Raw genomic sequence first — 24,885 nt, 5'->3', positions numbered from 1 at the left:
GGTACTGCACTCGTGAGGGTGTGGGAGAGTAGGACACCGCCGGACTTCTTTCACGAGGGCCACCCCGTTATCGGGGTGGCCCTCGTTGCGTTGCCGGCACAACCACCGGCCGGGCCCTGAAAGAAGTGGTGTCTTCCGGACCGGTTGGCGACGCGCCTTTCCGCCCGCCGGCCCCTCGTGGGCTTGAGGCCGGCGGCGGAGGCATGGCCCGGCATCAGGCGCGGGTCTGGATACCCTCACGGATCCGACGGAACAGGGTGCCCGCGGCGTCGACCGAACGGCCGGGGAACATCCCCATCGCGACGCTGCCGTGGTCGGCCCAACCGCAGACCGCGAAGTCGCCGCCGTCGCCGCTGGTCGTGCCGCACTTCATCACCCCGCCGAGGTTCCCGGCCGGAACCGTCCGCAACCCGTCCACCGCCCCGGTCTCGTCGGTCATCATGCCGAACAGGGTGTCCAGCTCCCGTTCCGGCTGCCAGAGCAGCGTGGTGCCGCCGAAGACGAGCACCGACTTCCGGGCGTCGGCGGGGTCCTGGTAGACCGCGCCGAAGCTCCGGTCCAAGGCGATGCTGGCCGCGAAGCCGCTGCGCAGGTAGTCCGCGGTGCTGCGGGCCCGCTCGCTGTCGTCCTGCTGGAGACCGGCGACCTGCGGACGTACCGTGACGTCGGTGTCCTTCTGCTGCGCCACCCGCCAGCCGAAGGTGCCGAAGACCCCCGCCCCGAGCAGCCCCACGGCGAGTCCGGCGCTCATGGCGATCTTCCAGCGTCGCGAACGGGACGGGCGCTGCGTGCCCTCGTCGTCGTCCGGATCGGGGTGGCCGAGTCGGATCGGCTCCATGGTGAGGTCGATCGGCTCTGACCGGTCGGACAGCGAACGATCGGACAGGTGTGCGTCGGACATGTCCGCCACCGTACGCGAACCACCGGTGGCGCACGTCAGGTCCGTCGAAGCGCTCCGTAGACTTTCTTAGGTGACCGAGAGACTGGATGCCCGACGCCCCGACGCCCCCGAACTGCCCGCCCAGTACCAGCCGGGCGAGGTAGAGCAGCGACGGTACGAGCAGTGGGTAGCCGGCGGCCACTTCCGGGCGTCGGCGGAGAGTGACAAGCCCCCGTTCACCATCGTCATCCCGCCGCCCAACGTCACCGGGTCCCTGCACATGGGGCACGCCCTCGACCACACCGTCCAGGACGCCCTGGTGCGCCGCAAGCGGATGCAGGGGTACGAGGCGCTCTGGCTGCCCGGCATGGACCACGCGGGCATCGCCACCCAGAACGTGGTGGAGCGGCAGCTCGCCGCCCAGGGGCTCTCCCGGCACGACCTCGGCCGGGAGAAGTTCGTCGAGCGGGTCTGGCAGTGGAAGGCGGAGTCGGGTGGCGCGATCCTCGGCCAGATGCGCCGGCTCGGCGACTCGGTGGACTGGGAGCGCGAGCGCTTCACCATGGACGAGGGGCTGTCCCGGGCCGTCCAGACCATCTTCAAGAAGCTCTACGACGACGGCCTGATCTACCGGGCCAACCGGATCATCAACTGGTGCCCGCGCTGCCTGACCGCGCTGTCGGACATCGAGGTGGAGCACACCGACGACGACGGTGAGCTGATCTCCATCCGGTACAGCGACGAGGTGGTGGTGGCCACCACCCGGGCCGAGACGATGCTCGGCGACACCGCCGTGGCGGTGCACCCCGACGACGAGCGCTACCGGCACCTCATCGGCACCGAGGTGGAGCTGCCGCTGACCGGGCGGCGCATCCCGATCGTGGGGGACGAGCACGTCGACCCCTCCTTCGGTACCGGCATGGTCAAGGTGACCCCGGCGCACGACCCGAACGACTTCGAGATCGGCCAGCGGCACGACCTGCCGTCCCTCACCGTGATGGACGAGCGCGGCGTGATCACCGCGCACGGCCCGTTCCAGGGGCTGGACCGGTTCGAGGCCCGGCCGGCGATCGTCGCCGCGCTGCGCGAGCAGGGCCGGATCGTCGCGGAGAAGCGGCCGTACGTGCACGCGGTCGGGCACTGCTCGCGGTGCCGGACGACGGTGGAGCCGCGGCTGTCGTTGCAGTGGTTCGTCAACACCACCCCGCTGGCCCAGGCGGCCGGCGACGCGGTGCGTGACGGTCGGGTGCGGATCGAGCCGGCCGAGCTGTCCAAGCGGTACTTCGCCTGGGTCGACAACATGCACGACTGGTGCATCTCGCGCCAGCTCTGGTGGGGGCACCGCATCCCGGTCTGGTACGGCCCGGACGGCGAGGTGGTCTGCGTCGGCCCCGACGAAGAACCGCCGACCGGCGACGGCTGGCGGCAGGACGAGGACGTCCTGGACACCTGGTTCTCCAGTGGCCTCTGGCCGTTCTCCACGCTGGGCTGGCCGGAGCAGACCCCGGATCTGGCGAAGTTCTACCCGACCAGCGTGCTGGTCACCGGGTACGACATCCTCTTCTTCTGGGTCGCCCGGATGATGATGTTCGGCCTCTACGCGATGGACGGGAAGCCGCCGTTCGACGTGGTGGCGCTGCACGGCATGGTCCGCGACCAGCACGGCAAGAAGATGTCGAAGTCGTTCGGCAACGTGGTCGACCCGCTGGACTGGATCGACCGCTACGGCGCCGACGCCACCCGGTTCACCCTGGCCCGTGGCGCGAACCCGGGCGGGGACGTGCCGGTCAGCGAGGACTGGTGCCAGGGCTCGCGGAACTTCTGCAACAAGCTCTGGAACGCGACCCGGTTCGCGCTGATGAACGGCGCGCACACCGCCGGGCCGCTGCCGGCCGCCGCCGAGCTGTCGACGGTCGACCGTTGGGTGCTGTCCCGGCTGGCGCACGTCACCGCCGAGGTGGACGCGCAGTTCGAGGCGTACGAGTTCGCGAAGGTCTGCGACCTGCTGTACCACTTCGCCTGGGACGACGTCTGCGACTGGTACGTGGAATTGAGCAAGCCGGTGCTCGCCGAGGGCGGTGCGGCGGCCGACGCCACCCGCCGGGTGCTCGGCCACGTGCTCGACCAGCTGCTGCGACTGCTGCACCCGGTGATCCCGTTCGTCACCGACGAGCTGTGGACCGCGCTGACCGGCGGTGGAACGGTCCTGGCGGCCGGCTGGCCGGTCGCCGACCGCACCCTGGTCGACGACGCCGCGGAGGGCGAGGTCGGCACCGTTCAGCGGGTGGTGACCGAGATCCGTCGGTTCCGCTCCGACCAGGGCCTGCGGCCGACCCAGCGGGTGGTCGCCCGGCTCGACGGGCTCGCCGGGGCGGGGGTGGCCGCCCACGAGCGGCTGATCCGTTCGCTGGTGCGGCTCGACGCGGCCGGAGCGGACTTCCAGGCCAGCGCCACCCTGACCCTGCCGGGGGAGGTGGTGGTCGCGTTGGACACCCGGGGCTCGATCGACGTGGCCGCCGAGCGGGCCCGGCTGACCAAGGACCGCGCGGTGGCCGAGAAGGAGGTCGCGCAGGCGCGGGCGAAGCTCGACAACCCGGCCTTCGTCGGCAAGGCCCCCGAGCCGGTGGTCAACAAGATCCGTGACCGGCTCGCGGCGGCCGAGGCCGACCTCGTCCGGATCGACACTGCTCTGGAGGCGCTGCCCTCGTGACCGACCGTACCGACCGCACCGGAAGTCCCGACCGGACGGGTTTCGCCGCCGTCGAGGCGGAACTCGCCGGCCGCGGCTTCACCCGCATGGTGTTCGAACTCGACCGCATCGAGATGCTGCTGGACCTGCTCGGCAGCCCGCAGCGGGCGTACCCGTCGATCCATCTCACCGGCACCAACGGCAAGACCTCGACCGCGCGGATGATCGACTCGCTGCTGCGGGCGTTCGGGCTGCACACCGGCCGGTACACCAGCCCGCACCTGGAGACCGTCCGGGAGCGGATCAGCCTGGACGGGGAGCCGGTCGGCGAGGAACGCTTCGTCGACACGTACCGCGAGGTCACGCCGTTGGCCGCGCTGGTCGACCAGCGGTCCGCCGAGCCGCTGACCTACTTCGACATGACCACCGCGTTGGCGTTCGCCACGTTCGCCGACGCTCCGGTCGACGTCGCGGTGGTGGAGGTCGGCCTGGGCGGGGCGGAGGACGCCACCAACGTGCTCCAGGCCGGGGTGTGCGTGCTGACCCCGATCGGCCTGGACCACACCGAGTGGCTGGGCGACACGATCGAGGACATCGCGCTGGCCAAGGCGGGCATCATCCACAAGGGCGCGACGGTGATCTCCGCCGCCCAGGAGGAGGACGCCGCCCGGCCGATCCTGGAGCGTTGCGCCGAGGTGGGCGCGACCATCGCCCGGGAGGGGGCCGAGTTCGGCGTCCTGCGGCGGTCGGTGGCGGTCGGCGGGCAGGTCCTGACCCTCCAGGGGCTCGGCGGCGTGTACGACGAGGTCTTCGTCCCGCTGCACGGCGCACACCAGGCGCAGAACGCGGCGGTGGCGCTCGCCGCGGTCGAAGCCTTCCTCGGCGCGGGCGCGAAGCGCCAGCTGGACGTGGAGACGGTCCGGGAGGGCTTCGCCACCGCCAGTTCACCGGGCCGGCTGGAGCGGGTCCGGGCGGCCCCGACGGTGCTGCTGGACGGCGCGCACAACCCGCACGGGATGGCCGCCACGGTCACCGCGTTGCAGGAGGAGTTCGCGTTCAGCAAACTGGTCGCGGTGGTGGCGGTGCTCGCCGACAAGGACGCGGCGAGCCTGCTGGAGCTGCTGGAACCGGTGGTCGACCAGCTGGTGGTGACCTGCAACAGCTCTCCCCGGGCGATGCCCGTGGCGGAGTTGGCCGCCCTGGCCGGGGAGGTCTTCGGCCCGGACCGGGTGGAGAGCGCCGAGGAGATGCCGGACGCGATCGAGGCGGCCGTCGCGCTCGCCGAGTCCGACGTGCCGGGGGAGCTGAGCGGGGTGGGTGTGCTGATCACCGGGTCGGTGGTGACGGTGGCCGACGCCCGTCGGCTGCTGAAGCGGTGAGCGTCCCGGACCCGGCCGCCCGCCCGGAACCCGGGCGCGACCCGGCGGGGCCGGGCGGGCAGTCGCCGACCGGCCGCCGGTCCGGGCTGCGCAACCCGGAGCGCGCGGTGCGCGGACTCGGCTCCGCCGTGCTGGGCCTGGAGGCGCTGGTGCTGCTGCTGGCGATCCAACCGATCCGGGTGCTCGGCGGGCAGCTCAGCGGCGCCGCGATCGGCCTGATCGTCGGTCTGGCCGTCCTGGCGGTGCTGCTCGCCGGCATGATGGGCCGCCGGTGGGCGTGGCACCTGGGCACCCTGCTCCAGGTCGTGCTCGCCCTCGGCGGGTTCCTGCACCTGTCGCTGGCGGCGCTCGGTGTCATCTTCGGCGTGGTGTGGGCGTACGCGTTGCACGTCCGGCGGGTGATCCTGGACTGAGCCGCCGGCCGGACCCGCACCCGGTCGGGCGGACCGGGTGCGGGACGGGACTCGGCGGGCGGCCGAGTGCGGTTGGTTCCCCGGGGCGGGGCGGGGCGGTCAGGCGTCGGCGCGGGTGCGCCACTGGGTGAGCGCGATGCCGTGGCCGTCCGGGTCCCGGAAGGCGGCGGCCCAGACGTCCAGTTTCGTGCCCCGGTTGACCACCCGCGGGGCGTAGGTGAAGCGGACGCCGGACCCGCGGAGCCGTTCGTACGCGGCCTGGATGTCGTCCACCTCGAGATTGACGTGCACGAGCCGGCGGCTGATCGGCGCGGCCCCGCTGACCTCGCGCAGCACCAGCCGGGTGCTGCCGGAGGCGAGGACGGCGTTGCCCGGCCCCCGGTCGACCTCCGTGAAGCCGAGCGTGTCCCGGTAGAACTCCATCGACCGGTCCAGGTCGGTGACGAGCACGGTGATCCCGACGCCGCTGATCGGGGTTGCGGTGTGGCCGGTCCCCTCGTCGTACCCGAAGATCGCCCCGTCCAGGTCGTCGGCGTCGGGCGCGTCGTCGGGCGCGTCGAGCGGCACGTCGACCGGATCCACGATCGGCTCGTCGACGCGTTGCCGGACGGGGGCCACCGGGCTCTCGATGAGTTCGACGCGTTCGGTCGGCTCGTCCGCGTCGTCCGGCTCCGCCCGGGTGATCGGCTGGGTCGGTTCGTCCGCCCCGGGCGGCCCGACCGGCACCGGCGGAGGCTCGTCGTACGGATCGTGCCGGGCGGTCGCGGGACGCACCGGGTCGTCGTCGTCCAGCGGCGTGTCGTACGGGTCGCGGTACGGGGAGGCGGGCCGGTCGAGGTCCGGGTCGCCGGGCGGCTCGTCGTAGGGGTCCCGGTACGGGCGCAGCGGCCGGCTGGCGTACGGGTCGTCGGGCGAGCCCGCGTACGGGTCCCCGAACGCGCTCGTCGGGGCGTCCTCGACGGGCGGACGCGGGGCGGGGGTGGCCCGGCGCGGCAGCGGGGCCGGCGACTCGACGAGGGTGCCCTCCAGCACCACCGGGCCCCCCGGGCGCTGGTGGACCACCACCGCCTCCCGGTCCTCGCCGGAACCGCCGAGGTCGTCGAGGAGCGAGTCCCCACCGGACGTGTCGCGGTAGTCGTCGTCCGGGCCGCGCTCGGCCCACGGCGGCGCGTCCTGCTGGATGAGGACCTCGTCGAGCGGATCCGCGCCGGCGTACTCCGGCGGGAGGTCGGCCACGGACGCGGCCGTCTCGGCGTGGGTGGGGACCTCGTCCCAGAGCACCCGGATCCGTCGCTGGTCGTCGAGGGCGACCCGGATGGGCAGCGTCTGCCCGATGGCGGGCCACTTGGCCACCGGCACCCGAGGCTCGATGATCTTCTTGGACCGGGGTGGCATCCCCGGGGCGTCGATGACGAGCTGCAACTCGCATCGGCCGAAGGAGTACGTGGTGGGTGGCTCGGAGGCGCTGTGCACGTGGCCGACGCCGATCACCCAGGCCCGGCCGCCGGTCTTGAAGGTGGCCAGCGCGATCGCCAGGGCCACCAGCGCCACGCCCAGTGCGACGATCGACCAGCTCGTCATGCCCAGCCCGAACAGGACCACGAAGGTCGCCACGGTGCCCAGCACCGCCGCGATCAGCTTCCGCACCGGCGCGATCGACCGGTTCCCGCCATTCGCCACTGTGGACCTCCCGAGGGTCAAGGGCCAGGCTAGGCCGGATCAGCGACGGAAGGAAGGAGCATCCGCCGCGCCGGTGCCGGGGCCGGGTCGCTAGGCTGACCGTACCGAGCCGTACCGAATTCCGCGCACAGGAGGAAACCAGCGTGTCCAGCATCAGCCCGGACGATCGCACGCTCGTACTGATCAAGCCTGACGCGGTCCGGCGCGGCCTGGTGGGCGAGATCCTCTCCCGGTTCGAGCGCAAGGGCCTGCGCATCGAGGCCCTGGTGTCGCGGACGATGGACGCGGCGCTGGCCGACGAACACTACGCCGAGCACGTGGACAAGCCGTTCTACCCGCCGCTGAAGGACTTCATGACGGGTGGGCCGCTGGTCGCCCTGGTGCTCTCCGGCGACCAGGTGATCGACGTGGTGCGCGGGCTGATCGGCGCGACCGACGGGCGGCGGGCCGCCGCCGGCACGATCCGGGGCGACCTCTCCCTGTCGAACCGGGAGAACCTGGTGCACGCCTCGGACTCGGTGGACAGCGCCAAGCGGGAGATCGCCCTCTGGTTCCCCGAGATCGGCTGAGCGTCCCGGCTCTCCCCAAACCCTGCGCGGGTCCCCTGCTCCGCGGAATGCGGTGACAGGGGACCCCTGCCACCACCTCAGTCCGTGGGCGGCTGGGTGCGGGTGGTCACCGACACCCGGTTCCACACGTTGATGGTGGCGATCGCCATGATCAGGTCGGCCACCTCCTTCTCGGTGAAGACCCGGACCGCGTCGTCCCACACCTCGTCCGGAACGCCGTGCTCGCCGAGCCGGGTGACCGCGTCGGTGAGCGCCAGTGCGGCCCGTTCCCGCTCGTCGAAGAAGGGCGCGTCGTGCCAGGCGGCGACCGCGAACAGCCGACGGCTGGACTCGCCCGCGTCGAGCGCCTCCCGGCTGTGCATGTCGACGCAGAAGGCGCAGCCGTTCACCATGGAGGCGCGCAGCTTCACCAGTTCCAGCACCTGGTGCGCGACGTTCGCCCGTACGTACTTCTCCAGGCCGAGCACCGCCCGGTACGCCTCCGGCGCGACCTGGGCCACGTTCATCCGTGCCTGCATGGGTCCTCCCTCGTCCGTGTTCTGCACCGACCTGACGGGCCGGGCCGCCCGGGTGTGACCGGCACCGGCTGAGACCCGCGTCACCCACCGGCGAGCCGTCGAAGGCGTCCGGGTCGTCGCGGCGGCGGGGCCGCCGGAGCGGGCGGGCGGGGGCCGGTCAACTCGGCGGCGGTGGGCGTACGGGGTCGAGTACGCTTGTCGGCACAGGCGACGACCCGGCCATCACCGGTGAGCCTCCGGAAGAAAGGGCGCATCGCGTCCGAGTAGAACCGGACGGGTCCGGCCCGTCACAGCCGGCCAACGAGCGGGCGGTCGAGTCTCGGCCGTCAAGCGGGGTGGTACCGCGGGCCGCTCGGGCGACGCCGTCCCGGCGTACCCGAAACGCTCGTCCTCGCACGACCAGTGAGCTCGACGGCTCCGGGTCGGGTGCGGCGCCAGGCGCGCCGAGCCGGCGTCGTCGTAACGCGAGGAGAGCGACCCCCGATGGCCTATCCGTTGCACGATTCGACTGCCGCCGGTGTCCCGGCGAGCCCGGACCTGCCCGCGGTCGAGCGCCGGGTCCTGGAGCACTGGGCGGCCGACAAGACCTTCGAGGCGTCGGTGGAGGCCCGGCCGGCCTCCGGCCGGCAGCCGACGACGGCCGGCTCCACCGACGGCGCGGGTGACGCCGACAACGAGTACGTCTTCTACGACGGGCCGCCGTTCGCCAACGGCCTGCCGCACTACGGTCACCTGTTCACCGGCTACGTCAAGGACCTGGTGCCGCGTTACCAGACCATGCGCGGACGGCGGGTGGAGCGGCGCTTCGGCTGGGACTGCCACGGCCTGCCCGCCGAGGTGGTCGCCGAGAAGCAGCTCGGCATCACCAGCAAGGCGGAGATCCTCGACCTGGGCGTGGCACGGTTCAACGAGGCGTGCCGTACCTCGGTGCTGGAGTTCACCCACGACTGGGAGCGGTACGTCACCCGGCAGGCCCGCTGGGTCGACTTCGCCAACGACTACAAGACCCTCGACCTGGACTACATGGAAAGCGTCATGTGGGCCTTCAAGACCCTGCACGACAAGGGGCTGGTCTACGAGGGCTTCCGGGTGCTGGCGTACTGCTGGCGGTGTGAGACGCCGCTGTCGAACACCGAGACCCGGATGGACGACGTCTACCGGGACCGGCACGACCCGACCCTGTCGGTCTGGTTCGCGCTGACCCCCGACGAGAACGCCCCGGAGCTGGTGCGCGGGCCGGTACGCCTCGGTGTCTGGACCACCACGCCGTGGACCCTGCCGTCGAACCTGGCGCTCGCCGTCGGCCCGGACATCGAGTACGCGGTGCTGGAGCACCGGGGTTCCGCCGACAGCGGGCGCGCCGGTGAGCGGTACCTCGTCGGCGCGGCGCGGCTCGCCGCGTACGCCAAGGAGCTGGAGGGGTACGAGCAGGTCGGCACGGTTCGGGGCGCGGACCTGGTGGGCCGGTTCTACACCCCGCTCTACGACTTCCTGGTGGAGCGGGCCGGGCCGAACGCGTACCAGGTGCTCGGTGCGGAGTTCGTCACCACCGAGGACGGCACCGGGATCGTGCACCTGGCCCCGGCCTTCGGTGAGGACGACCAGAACACCTGCAACGCGGCGGGCATCCCGACCATCGTCACCGTGGACGACCACACCCGGTTCACCGGGCTGGTCCCGCCGTACCAGGGCGAGCAGGTCTTCGACGTCAACAAGCCGGTGATCCGGGAGCTGAAGGAGCGGGGGGTGGTGTTGAAGCAGGACACCTACACCCACGCGTACCCGCACTGCTGGCGCTGCGACACCCCGCTGGTCTACAAGGCGGTGTCGTCGTGGTTCGTGGCGGTGACGCAGTTCAAGGACCGGATGGTCGAGCTGAACCAGCAGATCAACTGGACCCCGGGGCACATCAAGGACGGCTCGTTCGGCAAGTGGCTGGCCAACGCCCGGGACTGGTCGATCAGCCGGAACCGGTTCTGGGGCTCGCCGATCCCGGTGTGGAGGTCCGACGACCCGGCCTACCCCCGGATCGACGTGTACGGCTCGCTGGCGGAGATCGAGCGGGACTTCGGCGTACGCCTGACCGACCTGCACCGGCCGGCGGTGGACGAGCTGGTCCGCCCCAACCCGGACGACCCGACGGGGAAGTCCGTGATGCGCCGGGTGCCGGAGGTGCTGGACTGCTGGTTCGAGTCCGGCTCGATGCCGTTCGCCCAGGTGCACTACCCGTTCGAGAACGCCGACTGGTTCGAGAGCCACTACCCGGGCGACTTCATCGTCGAGTACATGCCGCAGACCCGCGGCTGGTTCTACACCATGCACGTGCTGGCCACCGCGCTGTTCGACCGGCCGGCGTTCCGCAACTGCGTCAGCCACGGCATCCTGCTCGGCTCGGACGGCCGGAAAATGTCCAAGAGCCTGCGCAACTACCCGGACGTGTACCACGTCTTCGACTCGTACGGGTCGGACGCGATGCGCTGGATGCTGATGGCCTCGCCGGTGGTGCGCGGTGGAGACGCTCTCGTCACCGAGGCCGCCATCCGGGACGCCGTCCGGCAGGTGCTGCTGCCGCTCTGGAACGTCTGGTACTTCTTCTCGCTCTACGCCAACGCCGCCGGGTACACGGCGAAGCGGAAGACCGACGCCGCGCCGACCGGCGACGCCGCTGGCGGCCTGCTCGACCGGTACGTGCTGGCGAAGACGAACGAACTGGTCGCCACGGTGCAGGCGCAGCTGGACGCGTACGACATCTCGGGGGCCTGTGCCACCGTGCGGTCCTACCTGGACGCGCTGACCAACTGGTACGTGCGGCGCTCGCGGGACCGGTTCTGGTCCGGTGACACCGACGCCTTCGACACCCTGTGGACGGTGCTGGAGACGCTCTGCCGGGTGGTCGCGCCGCTGGCGCCGCTGACCGCGGAGGAGATCTGGCGCGGACTGACCGGGGAGCGGTCGGTGCACCTGACCGACTGGCCGTCGGCGGCCGAGTTCCCGGCCGATCACGACCTGGTCGCGGCGATGGACGCCACCCGGGAGGTCTGCTCGGCGGCGCTGTCGCTGCGCAAGGCCAAGGGGCTGCGGGTCCGGCTGCCGCTGGCGACGCTCACCGTGGCCTCGCCGGCCGCGGCGGCGCTGCGGCCCTTCGCCGACCTGGTCGCCGACGAGGTCAACGTCAAGGCGGTGGAGTTCACCGAGGCGGTGGCCGACTACTGCCAGCAGGTGCTGACCGTGGTGCCCCGGGCGCTCGGCCCCCGGGTCGGCAAGCAGGTGCAGCAGGTGATCAAGGCGGTCAAGGCGGGGGAGTGGCAGCTGGTCGACGGCGCGCCGGTCGCCGCCGGGGTCACCCTCGCCGAGGGCGAGTACGAACTGCGCCTGGTCGCCGCCGACGCGGAGCACTCCGCCCCGCTGCCCGCCGGTGAGGGGGTGGTGGTGCTGGACACCACCGTCACCCCGGAACTGGCCGCCGAGGGGCTGGCCCGGGACGTCGTCCGGGTGGTCCAGCAGGCCCGTCGGGACGCCGACCTGGACGTGTCGGACCGGGTGGCGCTGGTGCTGGCCGGCTCGGACGAGGTCCGGGCGGCGGTGTCGGCGTACCGGGACTTCGTCGCCCGGGAGGTGCTGGCGGAGTCCGTGGACTTCGCCGACGCGGTCGACGGGTTCCTCGGCGAGGTCGGCGAGGGCGACCGGGTGACGGTGGCCGTACGCCGGGTGTGAGAGTCCGGCACGCCGGTCGCAGGGGAGGGCCGAATCCGCAGGTGGCGGCCCTCCCCGTCGGCTCCGGTCCCGTCCGTCGGGTAACCCGCCGGGGGTTGCCGGCCACCGGCGGGGCGTGGGCTAACGTGACACCGCCTGAACCCGTACGACCGCCGGAGGACCCGTGCCGCCGCTCTACACCATCGGCCAGTACACCGTGGGGAACCTGCTGCGGTGGGGGTGGCGCCCGACCGTGGAGGGTCTGGAGCACGTACCGGAGCAGGGTGGCGCGATCCTCGCCGGCAACCACCTCTCCGTCGCCGACGAGTTGTTCCTCGGCGCGACGATCCCCCGGCACCTCGCCTTCTGGGCCAAGTCGGAGTACTTCAGGGGCACCGGGTTCCGGGGGAGGCTGACCAAGTCCGTGCTCACCGGGCTGGGCGCGATCCCGGTGGAACGGGCCGGTGGCCGGGCCGCGCTCTCCGCGTTCGACGCGGCGATCCCGGCGCTGCGCGGCGGCGACCTGGTCGTCGTCTACCCGGAGGGGACCCGGTCGCCGGACGGCCGACTGTACCGGGGGCGTACCGGCGCGGCGCGGCTCGCCGTCTCGGCCGGCGTGCCGATCGTCCCGGTGGGCATGATCGGTACGGAGAAGGTGCAGCCGATCGGCGCCCGGATGCCCCGCCTCGGGCAGGGGAAGATCACCGTCCGGTTCGGCAAGCCGCTGGACTTCACCGGGCGCCCCGACGACCGTACGTCGCTGCGGGCGATGACCGACGAGCTGATGAGCGAGATCCAGAAGCTCACCGGCCAGGAGTACGTGTCCCGTTACGCCCCGCCCCGCTCCCAGCCGGCCGGCTGACCCGCTCCGCGCGGCGCGGTCACCGGCCGGCGGCGGACCGGATCACTGCCGGGTGACGATCTGCTCCCGCAGGTTGCCGAGCAGGGTGGCGCTGTCGGGCAGCGAGAGTCGGGTGAAGACCCCGCTGGCGATGCTGCCGTGGTCGGCCCAGGTGCAGACCACCACGTCCACGTTGTCCGCGCGGCCGACCGCGCAGCGCTGGTGCTCGCCGCGAACGTCGGTCTCGACCACCTGCTGCGTACCCAGTTTGTACTTCGGGGTCAGCCGGGTCAGCTCCTTCTCGGCGTCCGACTCGGGGGTGAACCGGAAACCGGTGCTGCCGAAGACGGTGACGGTCTTGCCCTGCGGGGTGCTGTAGACCCCCGCGAAGACCTCCTCGGCCAGCGTGTGTTCGGTCTTCACCTCGCCGCGCAACTCGTCGGCGGTCTGTTCGCTGCGGGCGTCGGTCTGGAGCCGCAGGTCGGCCACCTGCGGGGGCAGGACCGCCGCAGCAGGGTACTGGTCCCACATCGGCTTGCCGAACCAGGCCGGGCAACCGCAGCAGCAGGCGATCGAGAGCAGGCTCATGATCAGCATGCGGGTCGGCCAGCGCCGCTTCTTGCGTGGTGGGGGCGGAGCGTAGCCCTGCGGGGCCTGCCAGTTGGGCGGCCGGCCGACCGGGGCGGGCGTCGGGTTGCGCCGCTGCGGCGGTGCGGACACCGGTGGCGGGACCGGCCGGGCCTGCGGCGGCGGCGCGGAAACCGGTCGGGCCTGCGGCGGCGGCGCGGAAACCGGCCGGGCCTGCGGCGGCGGCGCGGGTTGCGCCGACGGCGGGGACACCGGACGTGCCGGCGGCGGCGCGAACGACTGCTGCGGCGGGTAGGACTGCTTCGGTGCGAAGGACGGCGGGGGGAAGGCCGGTGGCGACACCGGTCGGGCGGCCGGCGGTGACACGGGACGCGCCGGCGCGGCCGGCGGGCCGGGATATGCCTGCGGGGGCGGCGACACGGGACGCGACTGCGGGGGCGGGGAGACGGGACGCGCGACCGGCGGGGGCATCGGCTGCCCGGAGACCGGCGCCGCCGGCGGGGGCTGCGGGATGACCGGCGGCGGAGCCCAAGCCGGAGCCGGCGGGTCCGGCGGCGTCCAGGCCGGGGGGTCCGGCGGTGCCGGGTACATCCGGGTGGGCGGCAGCGGCTCGTAACCCGCGTTCAGGTCCCAGCTGCCGGTGTCGGCCCCGGCCCACGGGTCGACCGGCGCCTGGCTCTCCGGCGGGGCGGGCGGCGGCACGGGTGGCGGGGTCGGCTCGGCGGAGTGGCCCCAACCGCGCTTCTTCGGCTTGGGGGGCGGCACCGCGGCCGACCCGCTCCAGCGTGGTGCGGGCGGGGCGGCGGGGGACGCGTCGAGCTTCGTCGGATCGGGGCCGGCGCGGTCGACACGGGTGGCGTCGGGGGTACGCTGCTGCGGCGGCGCGGCCGGCTCGACCGGCACCGGCTCGACCCGGGTCGGGTCGGGTACGGCCTTGCGCTGGACGGGAGCGGGGACCTTGGCGGTCGCCGCGACACCTCGTGCCGGGGTGGACTCGGGTGCGGTGGAGGTGACCTCCGGACGGGTCGCGTCCACGACGGTCCGGTCCGGTCCCGCAGGGCTCTCCTCGGTCGCGGGTTCACCGGACGAGCCGTCCGACGCGTTCCCGAGCGTCCGCTCCTCGGTCGCGGGTTCACCGGACGAGCCGTCCGACGCGTCTCCGAGCGTCCGCCCGGTGGGGACGGCGGAGGGGGCGGGCTCGCCGGGAACCACCTGGTCCCGGGCCTCCGTCACCGACGGTGGTGGGGCCGGCGTGTTCCCGGCGGCCGGTCCTTCTGCTCCCGGCTGCGGTTCCGGCATCGCGGTAATCTCCTCTCGCGCCGTTGCGAGGTTAGTACCGGTACGCCAACCGGGGCCATTCGCGCCCCCCGTACCCGGGATGCCCCGCCCCGTCACGACGTGCGGTGGTGTCGGTCGTCCGCGTGTCCCGCGCTGGCCGATCGGTCCCGCGTCGTCCTTTCGGCTCGGTCCACCCGGTCCGGCGGACCCGGATGGGAGGGCGCGTACCCTTGGGCGTCATGAGCGTCCCGTCCACCGCGCCGCGCCCTACCGTGGCGAACTCCGTCTGGCCCCGCCTGGAGCCGTTGCTGCCCCAGGTGACCAAACCCATCCAGTACGTCGGTGGTGAACTGGGGGCGGTGGTCAAGGACTGGGACGCCGCAACCGTCCGCTGGGCGCTGATGTACCCCGACGCGTACGAGGTGGGGCTGCCGAACCAGGGCGTGCAGATCCTCTACGAGGTGCTCAACGAGCTGCCCGACGTGCTCGCCGAGCGGACGTACGCGGTCTGGCCGGACCTGGAACGGCTGATGCGGACGCACGGCGTGCCGCAGTTCACCGTCGACGCGCACCGCTCGGTGCGGGACTTCGACGTGTTCGGCGTCTCGTTCTCCACCGAGCTGGGCTACACCAACCTGCTCACCGCGATCGACCTGGCCGGCATCCCGCTGCTCGCGGCCGACCGCACCGACACCGACCCGGTGATCGTGGCCGGCGGGCACGCCGCCTTCAACCCGGAGCCGATCGCCGACTTCGTCGACGCCGCCGTACTCGGCGACGGCGAGGAGGCCGTCCTGGAGATCACCACGATCGTCCGGGAGTGGAAGGCCGAGGGCTCGCCCGGCGGCCGGGACGAACTGCTGCTGCGGCTGGCCCGCACGGAGAGCGTCTACGTGCCGCGCTTCTACGACGTGGACTACCTGCCGGACGGCCGGATCCAGCGGGTCGTGCCGAACCGGGCGGACGTGCCGTTCCGGGTGCACAAGCGCACGACGATGGACCTGGACGCCTGGCCGTACCCGAAGAAGCCGCTGGTCCCGCTCGCCGAGACGGTGCACGAGCGGTACGCGGTGGAGATCTTCCGGGGCTGCACCCGGGGCTGCCGGTTCTGCCAGGCCGGCATGATCACCCGCCCGGTGCGGGAGCGGTCGATCACCACGGTCGGGCAGATGGTGCGGCAGGGGCTGGAGTTCTCCGGCTTCCACGAGGTAGGCCTGCTCTCGCTGTCGTCGGCCGACCACTCGGAGATCGGCGACATGTGCTCCGGGCTGGCCCAGCAGTACGAGGGTACGAACGTGTCGCTCTCGCTGCCGTCGACCCGGGTCGACGCGTTCAACATCGACCTGGCCCAGGAGCTGTCCCGCAACGGCCGGCGCACCGGTCTGACCTTCGCCCCGGAGGGCGGGTCGGAGCGGATCCGGCGGGTGATCAACAAGATGGTCTCCAAGGAAGACCTGATCCGCACCGTGGTCACCGCGTACACCAACGGCTGGCGGCAGGTGAAGCTGTACTTCATGTGCGGCCTGCCCACCGAGACCGACGAGGACGTCCTCGAGATCGCGGACATGGCGCACGAGGTGATCAGGGCCGGCCGGGCGGCGACCGGCTCGAAGGACATCCGCTGCACGGTGTCGATCGGTGGCTTCGTGCCGAAGCCGCACACCCCGTTCCAGTGGGCCGCGATGGATCGGCCGGAGGTCATCGACGGCCGGCTCAAGCTGCTCAAGCAGGCGATCAACGCCGACCGGTCGCTGGGTCGGGCGATCGGCTTCCGGTACCACGACGGCGAGCCGTCACTGATCGAGGGCCTGCTCAGCCGGGGCGACCGGCGGGTCGGCGCGGTGATCCGCCGGGTGTGGGAGAACGGCGGCCGGTTCGACGGCTGGAGCGAGCACTTCTCGTACCAGCGCTGGGTCGGGGCCGCCGACGAGGTGCTGCCGACCTTCGGCGTCGACCTCGACTGGTACACCACCCGGCAGCGCGACGAGCTGGAGGTCCTGCCCTGGGACCACCTCGACTCCGGCCTGGACAAGGACTGGCTCTGGCAGGACTGGCAGGACTCCCTCTCCGAGTACGAGCAGGACGACTGCCGCTGGACGCCGTGTTTCGACTGCGGCGTCTGCCCGTCCATGGACACCGAGATCCAGATCGGCCCGACCGGGAGGAAGCTGCTCCCGCTCACCCCGATCACCGGTACCGGCCTGCGGGTACCCGCCCCGGCCGCCCAGTAGCGAGCCCGGCGCGCTCGCCGTGCGCCGGAACCTGACTGGTCTGATCATGAGTTGTCGTCACGATGTGTGTCGCCGACAATGACTCCGTGATCGATGGGTACTGACATTCCGAGGAGCACGACGATCAACAAGAAACCACAGCCGGAGGGTGGGCAGGCGCCGGTCGTCCAGCGCGTCCGCATCCGGTACGCGAAGCGGGGACCGCTGCGGTTCACCTCGCACCGGGACTTCGCGCGGGCCTTCGAGCGGGCGCTGCGGCGGGCCGGGGTGCCGATCGCCTTCTCGCAGGGCTTCACCCCGCACCCGAAGATCTCCTATGCCAGCGCCGCGCCGACCGGGGTGGCCAGCGAGGCGGAGTACCTGGAGGTCGGCCTGCGCGCCCCGGTCGACCCGGACGAGTTGCGTACCGCCCTGGACGCCGCGCTCTCACCCGGTCTCGACGTGCTCGAGGCGGTGGTGGCCGGCGGCGGGAGCCTCGCCGACCGGATCGAGGCGTCCCACTGGTGGATCGAACTGCCCGGGGTCGACCCGGTCACGCTGCACCGTGCCGTGGACGCCTTCACCGCCGCCGACGAGGTGCTGGTCGAGCGGATGACGAAGCAGGGACGACGCACCTTCGACGCCCGTGCCGCCGTGGTCCGGGTCGAGGTCCGCGATCCGGCGGAGACTCCTTCCGAGGTCACCGGCGTGCCGTGTGCGATACTCGAACTGGTCGTCCGGCAGGTCACCCCGGCCGTTCGACCCGATGACGTCCTTTCCGGCCTCCGCGTGGTGGCCGACCTGGAGCCGCCGGTGTCGCCACGGGTGACCCGGCTGGCGCAGGGCACGTTGACCGCGCAGGGCGCGATCGCGGATCCGTTGGAGGCGGACCGCGACGGGGCAATCATCGGTGAGCGCTGACCGGACATCCGGTCGGTTCTCAGGCAGGCAGACTTCGACGGGCGTGCACCTCGCGTGCCCGCGGAAAAAAATTGCGGCAACCCTGCGTGGCAGCGCTCACCCGCGCCCGGGGCAGCCAGAACTGGAGAACGTCCATGCTCGAGAACGAGCCCGAGGGCGGCGAACGGACCGGCACACAGCCGGCCGGTGAGACCGCCGAGACCACTGACGCCCCCGTCACCCCGACGCGGCGGCGAACCACCCGGCGCCGGGCTGCGCCGCTCAACCAGCCGGAACAGACCGAGGCGCCCGTCGACGCGGCCACCGGCACCGCCTCGACCAGCCCCGACGCCCCCCAGGCGGAGGTGTTCGCCCCGGTCGCCGGTGACCTGGAGGCGGCTCCGAAGACCACCCGTCGTCGCCGCAAGGCGACCAGTCCGAAGGCCGCCGAGGAGCCCGTCGCCGCCGAGGAGTCGGAGGCCGGCGCGGAGGTCGTACCGCCGGTCAAGGTCACCCGGACGCGGCGCCGGAAGGCCGCGGAGGCCGCCGAGGCCGTCCCCCCGTCGTTGGTCGAGCCGGCTGCCCCGCCCGCCGAGAGCGCACCCCCGGTGGCGACCCCGCCGGCCGTGACGCAGGCGGAGGAGCCGGTCGTGACGCCGCCGGCGGACGCCGGCCCGGTCGCGCCCAGCGGTGCGGAGAGCCGTTCCGGTGAGATTCTGCCGGGGGTGGCGGTGTCCGCCCCGGTCGAACCGCCGGCCCTGCCCGTGGAGGAGAAGCCGACCCGCCGTCGCCGGGCCGCCCTCACCCCGCCGGTCGTGCTCTTCATGGCCCCCGAGCCGGAGGCGGTGCCGGTGCGGGTGACCCTGCCGGCCGAGGAGCCCGCCGCCGAGGAGACGACCGAGACCTCCCGCCGCCGGCGGCGGAGCCGCCGCGACGCCGAGCCGGTCGAGGTCGAGGTGGAGGTGGCGGCCGAGGCCGAGCCCGAGCCCGAGGTCGAGGAGGACGAGGAGGAGCCCACCGCCGACCTCGAGGACGAGGCCGCCGAGGACGACGACGAGGACGACGAGAGCGCCAACGGACGGCGTCGTCGTCGCCGGGGCCGCCGGGGTCGCGGTCGCGGCCGGGGCGGAGCCGACGAGGCCGAGGACGACGAGGCCGACGACTCGGCCCAGGCCGAGGAGGAGACCGAGGCCGAGGCCGAGACGGACGAGGAGGACGAGGAGAGCGCCGACGGGCTGACCCGTCGTCGCCGCCGTCGCCGTCGTCGCGGCTCGGGCGAGGTCGAGGCGACCGCGGACGACGGCGTCCCGACGGTGGTCAAGATCCGTGAGCCGCGCAAGACCGTCGACGAGGTGCAGGGCGTCTCCGGCTCGACCCGGCTGGAGGCCAAGCGCCAGCGCCGCCGTGACGGCCGGGAGCAGCGGCGTACCCGACCGCCGATCCTGAGCGAGTCGGAGTTCCTGGCCCGCCGGGAGGCGGTCGACCGGGTGATGGTGGTCCGCCAGCGCGGCGACCGTACCCAGATCGGCGTCCTCGAGGACGGCGTGCTGGTCGAGCACTACGTCACCCGCAACTCCTCCGGCACGATGGCCGGCAACGTCTACCTGGGCAAGGTGCAGAACGTCCTGCCCAGCATGGAGGCGGCCTTCGTCGACGTCGGGCGCGGCCGGAACGCCGTCCTGTACGCCGGTGAGGTCAACTGGGACACCACCGGCCTGGAGGGGCGGGCCCGGTCGATCGAGCAGGCGCTCCGGTCCGGCGACTCGGTGCTGGTGCAGGTCACCAAGGACCCGATCGGTCACAAGGGCGCCCGGCTGACCAGCCACATCGCGCTCTCCGGCCGGCACCTGGTCTACGTGCCGAACGGCAACGCCTCGGGCATCAGCCGGAAGCTGCCGGACACCGAGCGCAAGCGGCTGCGCGACGTGCTGAAGAAGCTGGTGCCGGACGGCGCAGGCGTGATCGTCCGGACCGCCGCCGAGGGGGCCAGCGAGGACGAACTGGCCCGGGACGTCAAGCGGCTCCAGGCGCAGTGGGAGGACATCCAGGCCAAGGCGGCCGAGGGCGGCGCCCCGGTGCTGCTCTACGAGGAGCCCGACCTGGTCATCCGGGTGGTCCGGGACCTGTTCAACGAGGACTTCCGCGAGCTGGTGATCGAGGGCGACGGGGCGTACGGCCTGGTCGAGTCGTACCTGTCGCACGTCTCGCCGGACCTGGTCGAGCGGCTGCGCCGGCACACCGGCACCGCCGACGTCTTCGCCACGTACCGCATCGACGAGCAGATCCTCAAGGGGCTGGACCGGAAGGTCTTCCTTCCCTCCGGCGGCCACCTGGTCATCGACCGCACCGAGGCGATGACCGTGGTGGACGTCAACACCGGCAAGTACACCGGTGCCGGTGGCAACCTGGAGGAGACGGTCACCCGCAACAACCTGGAGGCGGCCGAGGAGATCGTCCGCCAGCTCCGGCTGCGGGACATCGGCGGCATCGTGGTGATCGACTTCATCGACATGGTGCTCGAGTCGAACCGGGAGCTGGTGCTGCGCCGGCTCACCGAGTGCCTCGGCCGGGACCGCACCAAGCACCAGGTCACCGAGATCACCTCGCTGGGCCTGGTGCAGATGACCCGGAAGCGGATCGCCGCGGGCCTGCTGGAGGCGTTCAGCGAGACCTGCGAGTGCTGCAAGGGCCGTGGCCTGATCATGCACACCGAGCCGGTGCCGGAGAAGCCCCGGTCGGGCGGCACGCAGGAGAAGACCAAGGCGGTCGCCACGACCACCCCGGTCGCCCCGGCGCCCGCCGAGCAGAACGGCGCGTCCACGCGCCGGCGGGGGCGCAAGTCGGCCGCGCCGGAGCGGAGCACCGCCGAGGTCGAGGTCACCGAGACCCCGACCGAGACGTACCAGGACACCATGGGCTACGACCTGTCCCGGTACGAGGCCGACACGGCGGCCGCCCCCGCGGCCGCCGACGCCCAGCGCGGTGAGTCGGCCCGACTGGCCGCCGCCGACGACCCGGACGCCCTGGGCGACGGGGAGGGCGACGACGACTTCGCCGAGGCGGGCGGCGGTCGCCGCCGGTCCCGGCGGGGTGGCACGCGGCGGCGTACCCGGCCGTGAGGCGAGCAGTGGGCAGGTAGGTGGCGACAGGGCCCCGCCTCCGGCGACCGTGCCGGTGGGCGGGGCCCTGTCCCGTCCGGCAGAGAGTCGACCCGGTTTGGGGCCGAGGTCAGGCATGGCGTACTCTTGCCTGCGGCGTACTTTGGTGCGCCGAGTTCTCGCTGCCTGAGCCGCCGTGCCTCCGACGCCCGGTGAGTCGCCGCGGGAACGACCGTCAGCAGCCTCAACGACAGGGAGTCCGCCTCCGATGTACGCGATCGTCAAGACCGGCGGCAAGCAGTACAAGGTCGCCGAGGGCGACGTGATCGAGGTCGAGAAGCTCGCCGGTGCCCCCGGTGACGCGGTGAAGCTCACCGCGGTGCTCCTCGTCGACGGTGACGACCTGGTGACCGACGCGGCGAAGCTTGCCGAGGTCGCGGTGTCCGGCGAGATCGCCGCGCACACCAAGGGCCCGAAGATCCGGATCCACAAGTTCAAGAACAAGACCGGCTACCACAAGCGCCAGGGTCACCGCCAGCCGTTGACCCAGGTCAAGGTGACCGGCATCTCCAGCGGGAAGTAGGTCGTCCTCCAATGGCTCACAAAAAGGGTGCGTCCAGCTCGCGTAACGGTCGCGACTCCGCGGCTCAGCGGCTCGGCGTGAAGCGCTTCGGTGGTCAGGTCGTCAGCGCCGGCGAGATCATCATCCGGCAGCGTGGCACCAAGTTCCACCCCGGCGACCTGGTCGGCCGCGGCGGGGACGACACGCTCTTCGCGCTGGCTGCCGGCGCGGTCCAGTTCGGCACCAAGCGCGGTCGCAAGACCGTCAGCATCGTACCGGCGGGGCAGTAGTCTTCCGACGAAGCGGGCCGTGGACCTGGTGTCCCGGCCCGCTTCGTCTTTTTCTTCTTCAGTTGGGTACGTCGCGGGGTTGCCGCGGGGAGGATTGACGACGTGACGATGTTCGTGGACCGGGCCGTCCTGCATCTGCGGGCCGGCGACGGTGGGCACGGCTGTGTCTCGATCCACCGGGAGAAGTTCAAGCCCTTCGGTGGCCCCGACGGCGGCAACGGCGGACACGGCGGCAGCGTCTCGCTGGTCGTCGACCCGCAGGTGCACACGCTGCTCGACTTCCACTTCCGCCCGCACGTCAAGGCCGACAGCGGCAAGGGCGGCGCGGGCTCGAACCGGGACGGGGCCAACGGCCGCGACCTGGTGCTCAAGGTGCCCAACGGCACCGTGGTGCAGACTCCCGACGGCACCGTGCTCGCCGACCTGGTCGGTGCGGGCACCACCTTCGAGGCGGCCCGGGGCGGTCGGGGCGGCCGGGGCAACGCCTCGCTGGCCAACGCCCGACGCAAGGCCCCCGGCTTCGCCGAACTGGGCGAGCCCGGCGAGCAGCTCGACGTCGTCCTGGAGTTGAAGAGCGTCGCCGACGTGGGTCTGGTCGGTTTCCCGTCGGCCGGCAAGTCGTCGCTGATCTCGGTGCTCTCCGCCGCGAAGCCGAAGATCGCCGACTACCCGTTCACCACGCTGGTGCCCAACCTCGGGGTGGTCCAGGCCGGCGAGCACACCTTCACCGTCGCCGACGTGCCGGGTCTGATCCCCGGCGCGGCCACCGGCAAGGGCCTGGGACTGGAGTTCCTCCGGCACATCGAGCGCTGCGCCGTGCTGGTGCACGTGATCGACACCGCCACGCTCGAGCCGGGGCGGGACCCGGTCGCCGACATCGACACCCTCGAGGCGGAGCTGACCGCGTACGGAGGGCTGGAGGACCGGCCCCGGATCGTCGCGTTGAACAAGATCGACGTCCCGGACGGGCGGGACCTCGCCGAGATCGTCCGGCCGGACCTGAAGGCCCGCGGCTGGCCGGTCTTCGAGGTCTCCGCGGCGACCCGGGAGGGGCTGCGGGAACTGACGTTCGCGATGGCGGAACTGGTCGAGCAGGGCCGGCGGGCCGCGCCCCCGGCCGAGCCGACCCGGATCGTCATCCGGCCGACCGCGGTCGACGACGCCGGCTTCACCATCGAGGCGCAGGCCGACGGCTCGTACGTGGTGCGCGGCACGCGTCCGGAACGCTGGGTACGGCAGACGAACTTCGACAACGACGAGGCGGTCGGTTACCTCGCCGACCGGCTGGCCCGGCTCGGCGTCGAGGACAAGCTGGCGAAGGCCGGGGCGCAGCCCGGCGACCTGGTGCGGATCGGGGAGCGCGAGTTCGACTGGCAGCCCACCCTCTACGCCGGGGTCGACTTCGTCCCCGGCAACCGGGGCACCGACGTGCGGCTGGAGGACAAGTCGACCCGGTCCTCGGCGGCCGAGCGGCTCGCCGCCCGCAAGGCCCGCCGGCAGCGCCCGGCGGACGAGATCGAGGCCGGGACGGACGCGGACTACACCGACGACGTGGACGACGACGCCGAATAGCCGGCTGCGCTCCGGGACCGGGCCCACCGTCGGAAACCTGCGGGAAACCCGGTCGACCTACCGTGGCGGGATGCTGATCGAGACGCGTCCCGCCGGCGACCCCGAGATCGCCGCGCTGGTCACGGCGCAGCAGCGGGAGCTGCGGGAAGCCGACGGGGGACTGGACGGGCAGGTCACCGGAACCCGGGACGACATCCACTACCTGGCGGTCGTGCTCAAGGGGCGGGCGGTGGCCTGCGGCGGGGTCCAGGCGCTGGACAGCGGCACCGGCGAGATCAAGCGGATGTACGTCCGCCCGGCGTTCCGGGGACGCGGCGTCGGCCGGCAGTTGTTGGCCGCCCTCGAGGAGCTGGCCTTCCGGCAGGGGCACCACACCGTCTGCCTGGAGACCGGCACGTACCTGCCGGCCGCCATCGCCCTCTACACCTCCTGCGGGTACGCCCCGATCCCGGTGTACGGGGAGTACGTGGGCAACCCGTACAGCGTCTGCTTCGCCAAGCGGCTCCCGCTGGCCGCCTGACCCGCCGCCGTCCGCCGGCCCCGCCTCCGCTCCTGCTCCCGCTGCCACCCTTTCCGCCGCCGACGCCGCCACCGGCGCGTCGGCGGTTCGTCGTCGCACCACCCGAGTCGTGCCGGCGGTGCGGACCGCCTGAGATCGGGGTCACGCCGGATGTGGACGGACCGGAAAGAAAGCAGGCATGGACCGGCCGGCCAGGGGTAGGTCAATAGTCAGCCGACGACAGCGCCGGCGACATCCCCCCTAGTCGAACCGCGACGATTTCCTCAGCGGACGGAAGGCAGACGATGACTTACGATCCGGCAACCACGTCCTCGAACGGTACCGCAACCGGGTACGAAACGACCGGCGCGTACGGCTCGCACACCACGACCTACGAGTCGCACAACGCTCCCTCCACTTCGGACAGCGGGGTGCGCGAGCAGGCCAAGCAGGTCGGCGTGGAGGCCGCCCACGCGGGTGGCGCGGTCGCCCAGACGGCCAAGGAGCAGGGCCGGGAGGTCGTCGGAGAGGCCACCCGGCAGGCCCGCAACGTCTACGGCGAGGCCCGCACCCAGCTCGCCAGCCAGGCCGCCGACCAGCAGCGGCGCGCCGCGGGCGGGTTGCGGTCGCTGGCCGACGAGATGCGCTCGATGGCGCAGCAGGGCGGGCAGGGCGGCCCGGTGACCGAACTCGCCCACCAGGCCGCCGACCGGGTGCACGGCGTCGCGGGGTGGCTCGACGAGCGCCAGCCGGGCGACCTGCTGCACGAGGTACGCGACTACGCCCGCCGCAACCCGGGCACCTTCCTGGTGGGCGCGGCCCTGCTCGGCGTTCTCGCCGGCCGGCTGACCAAGAACATCGCGGCCACCGGCGACGACCAGCAGCCGGGTACGTACCAGCCGGTCGCCGACCCGGACCGCACCGCGGTGCTGCCGACGGAGGGCGCGTACGCGACGCCCGACCCGGGCTACGCCGACCCGCTGGCCGGTGGCTACCACCAGCCCCCGGCTCCGGGTGGCTATGCCGCGCCGACCGGTGGTGGCTATGCCGCGCCGACCGGTGGTGGCTACGTCGCCCCGGCGCCCGGTGGCTACGCCGGCCCGACCTCCGGTGGCTACGTCGCCCCGATGCCGCCGACCGGCACCGGCCAGCCGCTGCCGCCGGTCGACCAGACCGACCCGCTGCCGGGTGTCCCGTCCAGTGGGGTCAACCGTTCGTGAAGCCGC

General features: G+C 72.7%; 18 protein-coding genes. 14 read left to right on the top strand and 4 right to left on the bottom strand.

The window, feature by feature from the left end:
- Positions 1-214: 214 nt before the first annotated feature.
- Positions 215-901 (bottom strand): hypothetical protein, encoded by a 687-nt coding sequence (locus AB0F58_RS26060; protein WP_357148070.1) that lies wholly within the window; start codon positions 899-901, stop codon positions 215-217.
- 70 nt (positions 902-971) lie between these two features.
- Here AB0F58_RS26060 and AB0F58_RS26055 point away from each other — a divergent pair, with 70 nt between their 5' ends.
- The 3 genes from AB0F58_RS26055 to AB0F58_RS26045 all read left to right on the top strand — a co-directional run bounded on the left by AB0F58_RS26055 (position 972) and on the right by AB0F58_RS26045 (position 5,361).
- Complete coding sequence (locus tag AB0F58_RS26055) at positions 972-3,590, top strand: valine--tRNA ligase (RefSeq protein WP_357148067.1); 2,619 nt, start codon at positions 972-974, stop codon at positions 3,588-3,590.
- An 86-nt stretch (positions 3,591-3,676) separates the two neighbouring features.
- The gene (locus tag AB0F58_RS26050) at positions 3,677-4,948 is read left to right on the top strand and encodes a folylpolyglutamate synthase/dihydrofolate synthase family protein (protein ID WP_357148090.1); all 1,272 of its coding nucleotides are present in this window, start codon (positions 3,677-3,679) and stop codon (positions 4,946-4,948) included.
- Positions 4,945-5,361 carry a DUF4233 domain-containing protein gene (locus tag AB0F58_RS26045; RefSeq protein WP_357148063.1) on the top strand — a complete coding sequence of 139 codons (417 nt, stop codon included), beginning with the start codon at positions 4,945-4,947 and terminating at the stop codon, positions 5,359-5,361. The genes AB0F58_RS26050 and AB0F58_RS26045 overlap by 4 nt, the downstream gene beginning before the upstream one ends.
- A 99-nt stretch (positions 5,362-5,460) precedes the next feature.
- On the opposite strand, the gene AB0F58_RS26040 is transcribed toward AB0F58_RS26045, so the two are convergent.
- A complete protein-coding gene (locus AB0F58_RS26040) occupies positions 5,461-7,041 on the bottom strand; it encodes a VOC family protein (RefSeq protein WP_357148060.1) in 1,581 nt (526 codons plus the stop codon).
- A 143-nt stretch (positions 7,042-7,184) separates the two neighbouring features.
- On the opposite strand from AB0F58_RS26040, the gene ndk reads away from it, so the two are divergent.
- The gene (gene ndk / locus AB0F58_RS26035) at positions 7,185-7,610 is read left to right on the top strand and encodes a nucleoside-diphosphate kinase (RefSeq protein ID WP_357148057.1); all 426 of its coding nucleotides are present in this window, start codon (positions 7,185-7,187) and stop codon (positions 7,608-7,610) included.
- A 77-nt stretch (positions 7,611-7,687) separates the two neighbouring features.
- Here ndk and AB0F58_RS26030 read toward each other — a convergent pair whose 3' ends face one another.
- Entirely contained in the window at positions 7,688-8,128 is a 441-nt protein-coding gene (locus AB0F58_RS26030; protein WP_357148054.1) for a carboxymuconolactone decarboxylase family protein, read from the bottom strand.
- 483 nt (positions 8,129-8,611) lie between these two features.
- On the opposite strand from AB0F58_RS26030, the gene ileS reads away from it, so the two are divergent.
- Together ileS and AB0F58_RS26020 are read left to right on the top strand one after the other, a co-directional pair.
- Positions 8,612-11,842, top strand: coding sequence for an isoleucine--tRNA ligase (gene ileS / locus AB0F58_RS26025; protein ID WP_357148051.1), 3,231 nt, complete (start codon positions 8,612-8,614; stop codon positions 11,840-11,842).
- Positions 11,843-12,005: 163 nt separating this feature from the next.
- Positions 12,006-12,683: a lysophospholipid acyltransferase family protein gene (locus AB0F58_RS26020; RefSeq protein ID WP_357148048.1), complete on the top strand. Its 678-nt coding sequence runs from the start codon at positions 12,006-12,008 to the stop codon at positions 12,681-12,683.
- A 42-nt stretch (positions 12,684-12,725) separates the two neighbouring features.
- On the opposite strand, the gene AB0F58_RS26015 is transcribed toward AB0F58_RS26020, so the two are convergent.
- A complete protein-coding gene (locus AB0F58_RS26015) occupies positions 12,726-14,549 on the bottom strand; it encodes a hypothetical protein (RefSeq protein ID WP_357148046.1) in 1,824 nt (607 codons plus the stop codon).
- A 218-nt stretch (positions 14,550-14,767) separates the two neighbouring features.
- Here AB0F58_RS26015 and AB0F58_RS26010 point away from each other — a divergent pair, with 218 nt between their 5' ends.
- The 8 genes from AB0F58_RS26010 to AB0F58_RS25975 all read left to right on the top strand — a co-directional run bounded on the left by AB0F58_RS26010 (position 14,768) and on the right by AB0F58_RS25975 (position 24,879).
- Entirely contained in the window at positions 14,768-16,759 is a 1,992-nt protein-coding gene (locus AB0F58_RS26010; RefSeq protein ID WP_357148044.1) for a TIGR03960 family B12-binding radical SAM protein, read from the top strand.
- A 93-nt stretch (positions 16,760-16,852) separates the two neighbouring features.
- On the top strand, positions 16,853-17,659 hold the full coding sequence (locus AB0F58_RS26005) for a TIGR03936 family radical SAM-associated protein (RefSeq protein ID WP_357148041.1): 807 nt from the start codon (positions 16,853-16,855) through the stop codon (positions 17,657-17,659).
- A 134-nt stretch (positions 17,660-17,793) separates the two neighbouring features.
- Positions 17,794-20,757, top strand: a complete 2,964-nt coding sequence (locus AB0F58_RS26000) for an Rne/Rng family ribonuclease (protein WP_357148038.1) — start codon at positions 17,794-17,796, stop codon at positions 20,755-20,757.
- Positions 20,758-21,004: 247 nt separating this feature from the next.
- On the top strand, positions 21,005-21,319 hold the full coding sequence (rplU, locus tag AB0F58_RS25995; protein ID WP_088982529.1) for a 50S ribosomal protein L21: 315 nt from the start codon (positions 21,005-21,007) through the stop codon (positions 21,317-21,319).
- 11 nt (positions 21,320-21,330) lie between these two features.
- Positions 21,331-21,588 (top strand): 50S ribosomal protein L27, encoded by a 258-nt coding sequence (gene rpmA / locus AB0F58_RS25990; protein ID WP_091651848.1) that lies wholly within the window; start codon positions 21,331-21,333, stop codon positions 21,586-21,588.
- Between the two features lie 102 nt (positions 21,589-21,690).
- The gene (gene obgE / locus AB0F58_RS25985; RefSeq protein ID WP_357148033.1) at positions 21,691-23,160 is read left to right on the top strand and encodes a GTPase ObgE; all 1,470 of its coding nucleotides are present in this window, start codon (positions 21,691-21,693) and stop codon (positions 23,158-23,160) included.
- A 70-nt stretch (positions 23,161-23,230) separates the two neighbouring features.
- Positions 23,231-23,680: a GNAT family N-acetyltransferase gene (locus AB0F58_RS25980; protein ID WP_357148031.1), complete on the top strand. Its 450-nt coding sequence runs from the start codon at positions 23,231-23,233 to the stop codon at positions 23,678-23,680.
- A 284-nt stretch (positions 23,681-23,964) separates the two neighbouring features.
- Positions 23,965-24,879: a hypothetical protein gene (locus tag AB0F58_RS25975; protein WP_357148028.1), complete on the top strand. Its 915-nt coding sequence runs from the start codon at positions 23,965-23,967 to the stop codon at positions 24,877-24,879.
- The last annotated feature ends 6 nt before the right edge of the window (positions 24,880-24,885 follow it).

The organism is Micromonospora sp. NPDC023956 (assembly GCF_040639195.1).
Lineage (GTDB): Bacteria > Actinomycetota > Actinomycetes > Mycobacteriales > Micromonosporaceae > Micromonospora.
The sequence above is the reverse complement of the archived record's forward strand: the minus strand, read 5'-3'. Positions and strand labels throughout refer to the sequence as shown.